This is a genomic window from Chryseobacterium artocarpi, assembly GCF_001684975.1.
Classification (GTDB): Bacteria; Bacteroidota; Bacteroidia; order Flavobacteriales; family Weeksellaceae; genus Chryseobacterium; species Chryseobacterium artocarpi.
In genome coordinates this window covers 20,917-33,901 of the sequence record NZ_MAYH01000023.1, presented here as the reverse complement: position 1 = coordinate 33,901, position 12,985 = coordinate 20,917, and the positions used below count along the sequence as shown (strand labels likewise).

General features: G+C 32.2%; 11 protein-coding genes. 6 read left to right on the top strand and 5 right to left on the bottom strand.

Annotation, left to right across the window (positions count from 1 at the left end):
- Positions 1-161 precede the first annotated feature (161 nt).
- Positions 162-1,127: a dimethylarginine dimethylaminohydrolase family protein gene (locus tag BBI01_RS08095; RefSeq protein WP_065394183.1), complete on the top strand. Its 966-nt coding sequence runs from the start codon at positions 162-164 to the stop codon at positions 1,125-1,127.
- 110 nt (positions 1,128-1,237) lie between these two features.
- Here the strand turns inward: BBI01_RS08095 and hisS are convergent, their stop codons facing one another.
- The 3 genes from hisS to BBI01_RS08080 form a co-directional block, all read right to left on the bottom strand.
- The gene (hisS, locus tag BBI01_RS08090) at positions 1,238-2,605 is read right to left on the bottom strand and encodes a histidine--tRNA ligase (RefSeq protein WP_065394182.1); all 1,368 of its coding nucleotides are present in this window, start codon (positions 2,603-2,605) and stop codon (positions 1,238-1,240) included.
- A 126-nt stretch (positions 2,606-2,731) separates the two neighbouring features.
- Complete coding sequence (locus BBI01_RS08085; protein ID WP_228393959.1) at positions 2,732-3,184, bottom strand: HRDC domain-containing protein; 453 nt, start codon at positions 3,182-3,184, stop codon at positions 2,732-2,734.
- Positions 3,185-3,198: 14 nt separating this feature from the next.
- A complete protein-coding gene (locus tag BBI01_RS08080; protein WP_083190056.1) occupies positions 3,199-3,507 on the bottom strand; it encodes a single-stranded DNA-binding protein in 309 nt (102 codons plus the stop codon).
- Positions 3,508-3,621: 114 nt separating this feature from the next.
- Between BBI01_RS08080 and BBI01_RS08075 the strand changes: the two genes are divergently transcribed.
- The 5 genes from BBI01_RS08075 to BBI01_RS08055 all read left to right on the top strand — a co-directional run bounded on the left by BBI01_RS08075 (position 3,622) and on the right by BBI01_RS08055 (position 8,707).
- Positions 3,622-4,779, top strand: coding sequence for a tyrosine-type recombinase/integrase (locus tag BBI01_RS08075; RefSeq protein WP_065394180.1), 1,158 nt, complete (start codon positions 3,622-3,624; stop codon positions 4,777-4,779).
- On the top strand, positions 4,766-5,062 hold the full coding sequence (locus tag BBI01_RS08070) for a hypothetical protein (RefSeq protein ID WP_065394179.1): 297 nt from the start codon (positions 4,766-4,768) through the stop codon (positions 5,060-5,062). The genes BBI01_RS08075 and BBI01_RS08070 overlap by 14 nt, the downstream gene beginning before the upstream one ends.
- A 76-nt stretch (positions 5,063-5,138) precedes the next feature.
- Positions 5,139-6,257, top strand: coding sequence for a site-specific integrase (locus BBI01_RS08065; protein WP_083190055.1), 1,119 nt, complete (start codon positions 5,139-5,141; stop codon positions 6,255-6,257).
- The gene (locus BBI01_RS08060) at positions 6,238-8,328 is read left to right on the top strand and encodes a hypothetical protein (protein ID WP_065394178.1); all 2,091 of its coding nucleotides are present in this window, start codon (positions 6,238-6,240) and stop codon (positions 8,326-8,328) included. Before BBI01_RS08065 ends, BBI01_RS08060 begins: the two co-directional genes overlap by 20 nt.
- Positions 8,315-8,707 carry a hypothetical protein gene (locus tag BBI01_RS08055; RefSeq protein ID WP_065394177.1) on the top strand — a complete coding sequence of 131 codons (393 nt, stop codon included), beginning with the start codon at positions 8,315-8,317 and terminating at the stop codon, positions 8,705-8,707. Before BBI01_RS08060 ends, BBI01_RS08055 begins: the two co-directional genes overlap by 14 nt.
- 53 nt (positions 8,708-8,760) lie before the next feature.
- Here BBI01_RS08055 and BBI01_RS08050 read toward each other — a convergent pair whose 3' ends face one another.
- Entirely contained in the window at positions 8,761-11,814 is a 3,054-nt protein-coding gene (locus tag BBI01_RS08050; RefSeq protein WP_065394176.1) for a DNA polymerase III subunit alpha, read from the bottom strand.
- Between the two features lie 17 nt (positions 11,815-11,831).
- Positions 11,832-12,980 (bottom strand): DNA polymerase IV, encoded by a 1,149-nt coding sequence (gene dinB / locus BBI01_RS08045; RefSeq protein WP_065394175.1) that lies wholly within the window; start codon positions 12,978-12,980, stop codon positions 11,832-11,834.
- Positions 12,981-12,985 lie beyond the last annotated feature (5 nt).

The window sequence follows — 12,985 nt, the reverse complement described above, 5'->3', positions numbered from 1 at the left end:
TCAAAAGTATTCAATTCTTACAGTTTTTCAGACATTTTTCTATTTAGTCTTTCAGAATTGAGATAAATTCCTATTATTTTTGCCTTAAGCCCTGATTAAAAAAAGTATTACACTTTAACGGTTTGAAAGTTGCTCCTATGTAAATATAAAAATTGAAGTCTATGATTTTTGTTGAAAATGAATTTGCACCCTTGAAAAAAGTTGTTCTTGCTCAATCTGAATTTGGTTATCCGTTAGAACCACGCCCTGAAGATCTTCGGTTTCTGAGTAAAGATGCAGTAAAAGAAAACTTTGAAAACAGAGGAAAAGATTATTCTGAAGTATTTCCTGATCTTCAAAAACGATGGGAACTTGAAAGAACAAATCTAAAAAAAACACTTGAAAAATACGGTGTGCAAGTTCTTCGTCCGCGTAAGCTTACTGATACTGAGAAAAAGGCAGTGGGAAATGCGGGCTATTCCAACTTTTTTGTAAGAGATCCCTTTTTTACGGTAGGAAATCATGTCATAGAATCTTCACTGAGATTTTTACATCGAAGAAATGAAGTTTTTCCGATAAGAGATTTATTTATTGAGGAAATATATCCGGAAGATTGCTATTATTTGGCAGTTCCTTCACCTGAAATTGCAGATCCGGAAGATACTACTTTGGGAAAAGGTCCTTTTCTGGAAGGTGGTGATGTATTAGTTTTCGGAAAACAAGTCTTTGTTGGAAATTCTGGTTTAGCATCTAACAGCCTTGGAATTCAATGGTTAGAAAAACTTTTAAAACCACAAGGATACACAGTAGAAGAAGTAAAGCTTCATCGTGATATTTTACATCTCGACTGTGCTCTGGGGCTTGTGAAAGAAGGATTAATGATTATCTGTGAAGAAGCATTTTTAGAAGGGATCCCAACAGCATTAAAAAACTGGAAAAGAATTGATGTTACTCTACATGAAGCTATGAATCTAGCAACCAACGGACTTTCTGTTTCTCCTGAAGTTTATATTACAGATCCTGAATTTAAGCATATTGGGGACCAAATTGAACAATACGGAATTAAAGTGGAATATATAGACTTTTCAATCAGCAGAAGCTTTGGAGGTTCTTTTAGATGCAGTACACAACCACTTCTAAGGCATTAATAAAAATTTCATAACTAGCTTAAGCCTTTCTTCTGTTCTAAAAAAACAGCTCACAGTTTTCTTTTATCAAAAAACCTGAGCTGCTTTATATTGTATATGTGGAATGGTTTTTATCCTAAAAATTCGTCCAGAGAAACTGTTTTTTGCTCTCCAGCTTCAAGATTTTTAAAGGTAACAGTTCCATTTTTAATTTCTTCTTCTCCTAAGAAAACAAGATTTTTAATACCTTTCTTTTCTGCGTATGTAAATTGTTTGTTGATTTTTGCATTCTCAGGATACAATTCTGCTGAAATACCTTTTACACGAAGTTGCATAATCAGTTTTAAAGCTTCTGTAGTTTCCTGACCTCCAAAATTTGCAAATAGATATTCTGTTTTAGAAGAAGCTTCATCAGGGAAAAGATTAAGCTCTTCCATCACCAGATAAATTCTATCTAATCCGAATGAAATACCAATTCCCGGGATATTTTTAACACCAAAAACTTCTGTAAGGTTATCATATCTACCACCTCCACCAATAGAGCCCATTGCGACCTCATCAGCTTTCACCTCAAAGATTGCTCCTGTATAGTAATCAAGTCCTCTTGCCAGAGTAATATTGAATACCAAATTCTGCATATCAACTCCAAGATTAAGAGATTGAGTCAATACAAACTCTAATTCTTCTACCCCTTGTAAACCAATTTCATTTCCTGCAAATTTCTCTTTTAGTTGAAGAAGGTTCTCTAAAGCATCATCAGATTGGTTAAATAAGAAATCAAGCTTATCAATAGAATCCTGAGAAATTTCTCTTTCCAACAATTCTTTAACAACTCCGTCTTTTCCTATTTTATCAAGTTTATCAAGAGCTACTGTAAAATCAATCAGTTTATCTGTAATTCCCGCATATTCAGCTAATCCTGAAAGGATTTTTCTGTTATTCATGTGAATGGTTACAGGAACTTTAAGATCTGAGAATGATTTTAAATACAATTGTACCAAATCTACCTCCTGTAATAAGCTTTCACTTCCTACAACATCTGCATCACACTGATAAAACTCTCTATATCTTCCTTTTTGGGGTCTGTCTGCTCTCCATACCGGCTGAATCTGATAACGTTTGAAAGGAAATGTCAGTTTTCCATGATTCATGGCAACAAATCTTGCAAAAGGTACTGTAAGGTCATAACGAAGGGCTTTATCTGTCAGATTTTCTGAAGTGAAAGGCTTTTCTAATGCTCTTTGAAAATCTGTAAGCATCTGAGTCTTCTTTTCTTCCTTAGCTTCATTAATGCTAGAGTTTAGTATTTTAAAAATCAGACGATCTCCTTCTTCTCCGTATTTTCCTGTTAAAGTAGAAAGGTTTTCAAAACTAGGTGTTTCTAAGGGTTGAAATCCGAATAACTCAAAATTATTCTGTAAAATATTGATGATATATTTTCTTCTGGAAACTTCCTGCGCCGTAAAATCTCTCGTTCCTTTTGCTAAACTTGGCTTCATTTCTTGTATGTCTTTTTAATCTACGCAAAAGTACGGAATTGCATGGACTTTACACAGTATAAAAAAGCTGAAGAAAGAATCTTCCCCCAGCTTTTACAATTATATGGTCATTCCTTCTGAAAAAAATCAGACATTTTCAAGGATCTCCAGTATTTCTTCACCATAATTTTCAATCTTATGCTTTCCAAAACCTTTGATCTCAAGCAGTTCTTCTTTTTTAGCAGGCTTATACTTTGCTACAGATACTAATTCTTGATTACTTGCAATAAAATAGGTAGGCAGATTTTGCTCTCTTGCTTTCTCTGATCTCCAGAGTTTTAACGCATTTAAAATCTGTTCTTCATCGTAATTTAAAGTATCACTTTCGGCAGAGTATTTAATAGTCTTTGGTTCTTTAACTGTATTTTTTAGTTTTTTTTCTTCAAAATACAAAATAACAGACCAATAACATTCATCATTTACAAAAGCGGTCTCCACTTTTATAATTTCGTTTCCTTCAAGAAAATCATCCAGCATCTTCTGATCCTTGTAGAGAAATTCTTCAGGAATTCTTATTTTAAAAACTTTTACTTTCATCATTTGTGTTTTTAGAGTTATTTACCGCCTAATAATAAGATCTCATCTACGCGAATTTCTGTAACGTAACGCTTTACCCCATCTTTATCTTCATAAGATCTGTACGTAAGCTTTCCTTCAATGGCTATTTCTTTTCCTTTGGGAACATATTTTTCAAAGATCTCTGCAGTTTTTCCAAATGCAATCAGATTGTGCCATTGTGTTTCTTCTACTTTTTCACCTTTAGCATTGGTGTAATGATCACTTGTAGCCAGAGATACGCTTGCTTTTATGTTTCCGTTGTCGAAGTTTACCATTTCTACTTCTTTTCCTGTGTAACCAATCAATGTTACAAAGATGTAATGCTAATAATGTTCATTTATAACAATTAATATTTCTAATATAATAAATTCACCACAATTGTAAAATGTATATGTACATTTTTTAGTATCTTTAAGTAAATGAAAACCAGTATAATAAATATTGCCAATAAAGATTTTGTAGTTTTATTAAATTTAGATGGTGTACCATTATTAATGCCAAATTTTTATCTAATAACTCAAAAAAGAAATCTATCAATAAAGCGCCTATTATATATATGCACTGTTTTCAAAAGAGTTTATACATTCTTTCAAGAACATAATAAAAACTTAGATGACATATTAATAAATGGAGAATATGATTATTTATTAAAAAATATTCTTTCTTTCTTTCAAGAATATAAACCCTTAAACAAATTAGGTAATGAAGCTTATAATACTCATATATTTTTTGTGGAAGAATATATACAATGGGCATTAAAAAGATATTTACTAAAAAATTTCCATTACAAGGAAAAAGCGCAATTAGAGAGCTATTATTTAGAACGATTTTACTACTTATTCAAATCATTTTATATCAAAAAACGTATCAATAATTCTTATAAGGACATCAGAATAGAACATTTAGAAAATATTATTTCTCAATATCAACGTAAAAATGCCCGATCAAAGAATAACAATCGAAATTTAATCATACTGCAATTATTATTAGAGAGTGGGATGAGAATTGGAGAGGTACTTAATCTCAAAACGACAGATGTAGTTTTTTCAAAAAATAGCTATCTAAAAATTATTGATCATGTAAATTCAAATAATGATACAAGATATGATAAGCCTAGTATAAAAAACCAGCAAAGCAACAGAGTAATATTTATTTCTGATAATTTATCTGAAAAAATTGAAGATTATATTTTATATGATCGAAGAGTAACCTATAAGGAGCAAAAGTCAAAAGTGAACCATCCATTTCTATTTACAAGTAAACTCGGCAAGCCACTTTCTAAAAGTTCGATTCAAAATATATTCAATGAACTTAATAGAGTGAAAGATAACGATATCATAAACACAAAAATTACTCCTCATAAATTTCGACATTCCTTTGCGTTTTCCTTCTTAAAATACCTAGTAGAGATAAAAAAAATAGATCTAGAGCGAGCTCAAGACGAATTAAAAAAAATATGTGGATGGTCTCCTGGATCAAAAATGCCTCAATTTTATGCTGGAAAATATATTTGGGAAAAAGCAAATCAACATAATATTGAACGAATCAACAAAGACTACACCAATGAAAAACAATAAGATAGACAATATATCATTAGAAAAATCAGAATATATTTTCAAGCCCTATAAAGCAATTTATATTAGCAATACGCCATCTGAAATTGATAATCGACTTTATATTAATGAAGAAATATGGACATGGCCTAAAGCAGGTAGAATTTATAGTCTTGACTGGAAAAAAAAGAATCTTCCTGATAACCTTAAAGAGCTTTTTAAAGGATTCATTTTTCATAGATTTCAAAATAACTCATCAACAAGCATTTACTCAATGGATCTTTCTCTAATTAATTTTTTTATGTAAAACAAAAAGCTTACATGTCTTACCTTGGAAAGAAGATACTATTGTCAATGCATTTACAGGAACTAACTATAAAAAATTGATTATTCTAAAAATCTTCTATGAATGGTGCTATTCGAAAGGAATTAATGGCTTTGACAAGAAAGGATTAACTTTCTTACAGGAATATAAATACCCCAAAGGTATAAGTTATAAAAGAATTCGACTTAGAGAGACTTATTTAGAAGATGGTATTGTAAATAAAATACTTGAAAAACTAAAACAAAATGAAAATCAAATATCAAATTTTTCATTACAAGAATTACAAAAACATATTATCATTAGATTATGTTGGGAATTAGCTCCAAGACCATCACAGATCTATTTTTTAAACTTTGAAGATCTATTAGTAATGAAAAATCATCAAAGTAATAAAAAATATTATTCTCTTGATCTGCCAATGTCAAAAAAACTAGGTCAGATAACAAATGGAAAAAGAATTAGACGAATAAGCTCTATTTTAGGTAAAGAATTAGAACTTTTAATTTCAGAAACTAAAAAGGTTTCACCTCCAACTAATGCTATGTTTGTTACTAGTTACAATAATCATGTAAGATGTCCTTGTCATATTATTAATAGGATTTTATTAGAATCTTTTTCTTTTGTCAATCTTGGCTCAATCGAATTAAGACACCATTTAGCACAATCTTTTGCTGATGATGGAGCTCCAATTGAAATTATTGCAGAAATTTTAGGACACAATACTTTGATTGCTTCTAAAGCCTATATTAAAGCAACCCCAAAAATAGTAGAAATAAAGACAAAAGCGTTAGGTAAATTTGAGCCATATCATAAAATTATCAATATGTTATTGACAGGAGAAATCATCAACAAACCACAATCAATTGAAAAAAATTGGGTTCAAGGAATTGTCGGAATGGAATATATTGGTGAAATAGGTAAATGTAATTTACAACAAATATGCCCTAAAAACCCTATATACTCATGCTATACATGTAAAAAATTTCATCCTTTTAAAAATGGTGACCATCATAAAGTTTTAGAAGCACTAGAAAAACATGTTCAATTGTTTATTGATATTGGACTTAAAAGAAATGATATAAAAAATAATAGAACAATTATTCAACTGCGTGAAACTATAACTGCAGTTAAAACAGTAATCCAAATCATATCACAAAATGAACAAGCCAATAAATGAGAAAAACATTTCAAACTTCATCGAAAAAGAAAGAAAATATTTCAATACATTACCAATAAAAGAAGATTGGGACTCTATAATATGGAATACACGTGATTGGCTATTTCACAGAGGGTTAGGGTGTAATTTTTTCTTTAATGCTCATATTTGTAAAATAGCCGATCCAAATTTTGCTATGCCAAAAGATTTTGCAGATTTTACAAAAAGTTTTATTTTAAATATTAGTAGAAATTGGCAATTAGGTTTTGGTAATATAAAATCTTATCTGAATTTATTCCGTATGCTATATACTTTAATGCTAAAAAGAAATGAGTCTTCTATTTCTAATATTACAAGATGGCATTTTGATGAATTGATACATAATATGCAAGATAATTCTTTGAAATATCAAACAATTTATAATAATTCAACGCGGTTAAAAAGAATTTCAGATTTTATTGATCAGTTTAAACTCTCTCCCATCCCCATAGAATTTAAAAATAATGTAAAATGTAAAGACTATACGTATACAAGTATCTCTTCTATGGATTTTGATGATAGAATCGAATCTAAGAAGTTGCCTTCATATGAAGCTATAGTGGCTTATGCAAAATGTACTAACTCCCCTCTAAACAATTATGAAGCAATACTTTTGCGAACAATTGACTTAATAATTGCCACCGGATTGAGGGCAAATGAAATACTTTTACTGCCGTATAATTGCCTAATAAAAAAAGTCAGAAAAGACGAAAATGGTAATATTCTAAAAAATTCAAACAATAAAAACATCTATGATTATTGCATAAAATATTATGCTCAAAAAAGTTTTAGACCACAGGTTCATTGGCTATCTGAACAAGATGTACCTCTAGTAATAAGAGCAATAAATGATCTGAAAACACTTACAGCTGAACCTAGAAAAATAGCAAAGTTTCAAGAAGATCATAATAGACTTTGGAATATTCCTGCGGATAAGCTTATTGCGGACTCTGACCTTTTAAAATACTTTGGACACAAAAATATTGAGTCTCTGAATTCTTTTTTGAAAAGACAAAATATTTCTCCAAAAATCATCAATAAAGATATAGTATATTCGAGACTAACAGACCACAAAAAAAAATGTCCACAACATTTATATATTGCTGGTGAAATAGAAAATTTATTTTATAAAAGAGTAAATCATGTAGCTTTAAAACATAATAATAAAACTATTTTAAAAACAAGCGAAGTTTTATCAATAAGGTTTGTTGGTTGTTTTGGTTATTATTATGATGAACAACCAAAAAGTATGATAAAATTATTGCCTAGCAGAACTGGTATTGATCAAATAAATGTTGCACTAGGGTCACGGAGTATTGATTCTCAAAAATCGATTTTTGATAGAAGAGGCCTAACTGAGGCAGATGGCAGTCGTATTAAAATTTCAAGCCATCAATTTCGGCATTGGAAAAATACATTATATGAATTAGCTGGTATGTCAAATATTAACCAAGCATTAGCTTTAGGAAGAGAAAATATTAGCCAAAATAAAGTTTACCAACATCCAACATTTGAAGAGTACACAAAATCCCATAAGGAATATTTGAACTTTAATACTGTTGATGAAAAAATCTCTTTTTTACGTAATGGGATCCGTAAGAAAATCATTATTGGAGAATTAACAGATACTTATCATAATATAAAAGAAGTTGAAAGCTACGAAAATGCAGAAACTTTTTTACATACACATGGGAATGCCTTACACATCACTCCCTTTGGAGCATGTACTAACGATTTTAGTTTAAATCCATGCGAAAAGCACTTGCAATGTTGGAATGCATGTAACAATCTTCATTTAACAGGTTTAGAACATGAATGGGAAAACTTAGAAAAGCTTATTCATATTACAGAAAATTCATTAGAAAAGTTAAAACAAAATGGCATCGAAGAATACGGTGCTAATAATTGGATAATGGATTTAGAAGCTAAATTAAAAAATATGAAGTATGTTAAAGAATTAGCGATAAAAGGTTTTAATGTCCAAGTGTTCCCAAATGGAAATAATTTGTCCGAAATAAATAAAAAAACAGATATAATAAATGGAAAACAATAAAAAATTAAGAGGCAAAGACACAGACATTGAGCTAAAACGGATTTTAGAAGTAATGATTAATGATGGGTATGCAATCTCTCCTATTTCAAGAACATCCATCCTAAAAAAGCTTGGATATAAGAGTCGTAGTACCTTATTACTTAATAACCGTGCAACCCTAATTGATAATGCTCGAAAAATTCAGTTAAATAATTTGGGATTAAATCCTACTGGTAAATCACATAGAAAAAGTTTAATAGAGCAATTAGATAATTATAAAAAAAAATATACAGAACTTGAAAAGGAGAATAAATTATTACTTGCACAAATTACAACAATAATGTATAATATTAATTCAAGAGGCCTTGATGTTGAAGAAATTATGCGACCTCTCCGATAAATATCAATTATATTAGAAGTTGATAAATACCATGAAATTGACTTAAGCAATATCTATTTAAATTGCTTTCTTGGCAATCCAATTTCTTGTTCTTGGGGATAAGGTTTTCTATGAGTCATACTGATATCTTCCTTAATTTGTCTGTGGACATCATACTGTTTTTCCTTATCATACGCATATCTAGGATCCGGAATCATCGGCATTTTGGCCATCTTGTGAATGGTAATGGTTGGAAAATGAAAATCAACTTCTACTGTTCCTAATAATAAATAACATCCTCCGCCTTGAAAGTCGTATTTTTTCAAACTATCAGGAAAATGGGCTGTATCAAAATAATCACCATTCACATCGATCCACGTACCAAAATACATGGTCCCCTTTTTCGTTGGGACATGTTTTCTTGCAATAAGATAAGCTAACATTTTTACTTGTTTCTTATGATATTGAAGTAAATCTCTTACAAAAACAGATCCTCTATATTTGGTCTTTAGTAAATCAAATGAGCTGCAAGAAATAGGAAAGCCTATCAGCTCGATTTCATCAAAAGCATCCTCAAACTGTTCTCTTTTTAATTGTGGAAGCTTGAATTCTTGAACAGGCTCCTCAATCAGCATAAGTCCTCTTTGTTCAGGTTTAAAATTCACTAATAATATCCGAGCTTCAACCAATAGCTCATTTTTGGGCTTCCTCGTAAATCTGAATGCACCAATAAAAATCAGAATCTGTACAGTTTCAATACCAATAGGAATGCGTCTGATAAAATCTTCCAGAGACCTGTATTCTCCATTTTGTTCACGTTCCTCAACAATACTATGAGCAACTTTTGTTTCTAGTCCTTCCAGAAGCATCAACCCTAAGTAAATATCTGCTCCTTTAAGTGTTGTTTGGTATTCACTGGTATTAACACAAGGCGTCTGGATATTTCCTCCCGACATTTTTGCTTCATGGATGTATACTTCTGTACGATAAAACCCTCCTTGGTTATTAATCACAGAAACCATAAACTCCAGCGGATAATATACCTTTAAATAAAGACTCTGGTAGCTCTCCACAGCGTAGGAAGCTGAGTGAGCCTTACAGAAAGAATATCCGGCAAAAGATTCAATTTGCCTGTAAGCTTCAGCAGTTAATGGTTCAGAATGCCCAAGCTTTCTGCAGGAATCAAAAAAATTCGCTTTTACCTCTCTGAGTTTCTCAATTGAACGGCCTTTTCCACTCATTGCCCTGCGTAAAATATCTCCATCAGCTAGAGATAATCCTCCAAAATACTGGGCAATCTTCAGAACATCTTCTTGATATACCATAATGCCATAAGTCTCTTTGAGGTGTTCTTCAAATATTGAATGAAAGTATTCAAATTTATCTGGGTGATTATGCCTAAATATATATTCACGCATCATTCCACTTTGAGCAACTCCAGGGCGAATAATAGATGAAGCGGCAACCAATGTTCTATAATTATCACATTTTAGTCTTCTTAAAAGTCCTCGCATTGCTGGAGATTCAATATAAAAACACCCAATAGTTCTTCCTATCGCCAAATATTCATTGGATCTTTCTTCATCCTTGGATAATTTTGTGTCCCGAATATCTACCGTGATTCCTCTTGTCTTTCGAATAAGATTCACAGTGTCATTAATGGTCCCTAATCCTCTTTGGGAAAGAATATCAAATTTTTCTAAACCAATATCTTCCGCCACGTTCATATCGAACTGAACAATTGGAAATCCTTTGGGAGGCATTTCTAATGCCGTATAATTGGTGATTGGTTCTTCTGAAATCAATATTCCACAAGCATGCATGCTTCTTTGGTTGGGAAATTGTTCCAATAACTTACCATACCTCTGCACCAATTCCACTACAGAATTCTGATCATGCCTTTCCATTGATTTGCTTGTCAAGTCATCCAATTCTTCCTTCGGTAGGCCAAATACTTTTCCAACTTCCCTAAAAATTGATTTGTACTTAAACTCAACATTAGTTCCACAAAATGCAACATGGTCTTTTCCATATCTGTCGAAAATATATTCTAAGATCGTATCTCTGTTTTGCCAGCTCCAGTCAATATCAAAATCCGGAGGGGTCTTACGATTAAGATTAAGAAACCGTTCAAAGTAAAGATCAAGTTCCAGAGGGCAAATATCTGTGATTCCTAAACAATAACTGACAATGGAATTGGCACCGCTTCCTCTTCCCACATGCATAAACCCCATGCTATTGCTATAACACACAATATCCCAGGTAATAAGAAAATAAGAACAAAAGTTAAGCTCATCGATAACTTTCAGTTCTTTTTCTACTCTCTTTTTAGCAATTTCATGGTTTAATCCATATCTTTTTTCCAACCCTGAATAAGCTAATCTGCGGAGAAGTTTCAAATCATCTTCTTTTGATTTTGTATAGAACTTCTTGTTCTTAACTTCTTTAAAATCAAATTCAAAATAGCATTCAACAAGAATATTTTTTGTATTTTCAATAATCTGAGGGTATCTTTCAAATGCTTTTACAATTTGCTGCTCAGCAATAAAATATTCCGATCTGCGGCAAGCATCTCTTTTGGTAAGTTTAGAAAGCAAGGTATTATTATCAATTGCCCTTAGAATCTTATGCAGTTCATACTCTTCATCAGTACTAAAAGTGACAGGATGAAAAATAACCATTTTAGAAATATACCTTTCATATTCAGGGCGGATCAGGAAATTTAATTCCTCCATTCTTACTCCTATATATTCATTGGCTTTCAATTCTGAGGGAATATTACTCATCGGATAAACAATCAATACCTCCTTAAGTTCAGGAGCTATTTCAGATAGTTCTTTACCATCGCAGTTATGACCTGTAATGACTTTGTTGATTTCACCAATTCCTGAGAACTTCCTGGCTATACCTACATAAAGAAGTTTACCATCCTTTCTGACTTCAACCCCGGGAATGGGTTTTATATTAAACTTTTCACATTCTTTTTTAAAATCATAAATTCCGGTTACTGTATTGATATCAGTCAATACCAGTTCTTTGGCTCCTGATTCATACGCTTGTTTTACCAATTCCTCGATGGATAAAGTTCCATAACGAAGGCTATGAAAAGAATGACAGTTAATAAACATGTTGAAAAGATTTAAAATTATTTCCCGAAATCAAAGCCGGATGCCCGCCCTACAGCATCGGATCCGAAACGATTTTTGATATAATCCATGGTTTGATATAAACTCATCTGTTCCTCAGTATCTTCAAATAGATTCATCTGGTGATTTCCATGAACAAGGCCTGTAAAACGAAGCCCTACCAAACGAAGCCTCATTCTTCTGGTATACGCCTTATTGAACAATTCCAGAGCAACTCTTGACAAGGTGTGATCTGCAGAAGTATAAGATACTTTGCATTGCTTGGTTTCCGTATCGAAATTGGCATATCTTATTTTTACCACCACTGTAGAAGTCAGCCATTTTTCGTGTCTCAATTGATAGGCTAACTGTTCTGCCATTCCTGAAATCAATCGTTTTAGCTCGATAATATCCATAGTATCATTAGTAAAAGTCCTTTCAGTTGAAATAGACTTTCTTTCAGAATAAGGAATAACAGGATTCTCATCAATTCCATTGGCTTTTTTCCAAAGTTCTTTCCCGTTGGCTCCAATCATTTGCTGCAGAACAAGTACCGGCATTTCAGATAAGGTATGAATCGTCCGGATCCCTATTCTTGATAGCAACTGGAAAGTCTTGTCACCCACCATTGGAATTTTTTTAATGGATAAAGGATTTAAAAATGGTTGCACTTCCAGTTCTTTGATTTCCATTCTACCTACAGGCTTAGCCTCTCCCGCACCAATTTTTGAAACGGTCTTATTCGTCGATAGTGCAAAGCTTATGGGAAGGCCAGTCTCTTTAGTAACGGTCTCAGCGATTTCTTTGGTCCATTGATAGCAGCCAAAAAACTTATCCATCCCTGATAAGTCCAGATAAAATTCATCAATACTTGCTTTCTCCATTAGTGGAACTTTTCCCTGTATAATTTCAGTTACAGTATGAGATAAATTGGAGTACATTTCATGATCGCCCCGGATCACTTTTGCATCAGGACACAATCTCAGCGCCATACGGATTGGCATTGCAGAACGAACTCCAAACTTTCTAGCTTCATAGGAACACGAGGCTACCACTCCACGGTCTCCACCTCCTATAATGAGGGGAATACCCTGAAGCTGAGTATTATTGCGCCTCTCGCAGGATACAAAAAATGTATCAAGGTCCATGTGTACAATTGCCCGGTTCATGTTAC

Excerpts from the sequence above, each read along its gene's own strand:
- BBI01_RS08095 (WP_065394183.1), top strand. The coding sequence starts at position 162 with ATGATTTTTGTTGAAAATGAATTTGCACCCTTGAAAAAAGTTGTTCTT.
- hisS (WP_065394182.1), bottom strand. The coding sequence starts at position 2,605 with ATGAAGCCAAGTTTAGCAAAAGGAACGAGAGATTTTACGGCGCAGGAA.
- BBI01_RS08085 (WP_228393959.1), bottom strand. The coding sequence starts at position 3,184 with ATGATGAAAGTAAAAGTTTTTAAAATAAGAATTCCTGAAGAATTTCTC.
- BBI01_RS08075 (WP_065394180.1), top strand. The coding sequence starts at position 3,622 with ATGAAAACCAGTATAATAAATATTGCCAATAAAGATTTTGTAGTTTTA.
- BBI01_RS08070 (WP_065394179.1), top strand. The coding sequence starts at position 4,766 with ATGAAAAACAATAAGATAGACAATATATCATTAGAAAAATCAGAATAT.
- BBI01_RS08060 (WP_065394178.1), top strand. The coding sequence starts at position 6,238 with ATGAACAAGCCAATAAATGAGAAAAACATTTCAAACTTCATCGAAAAA.
- BBI01_RS08055 (WP_065394177.1), top strand. The coding sequence starts at position 8,315 with ATGGAAAACAATAAAAAATTAAGAGGCAAAGACACAGACATTGAGCTA.
- BBI01_RS08050 (WP_065394176.1), bottom strand. The coding sequence starts at position 11,814 with ATGTTTATTAACTGTCATTCTTTTCATAGCCTTCGTTATGGAACTTTA.
- dinB (WP_065394175.1), bottom strand. The coding sequence starts at position 12,980 with ATGAACCGGGCAATTGTACACATGGACCTTGATACATTTTTTGTATCC.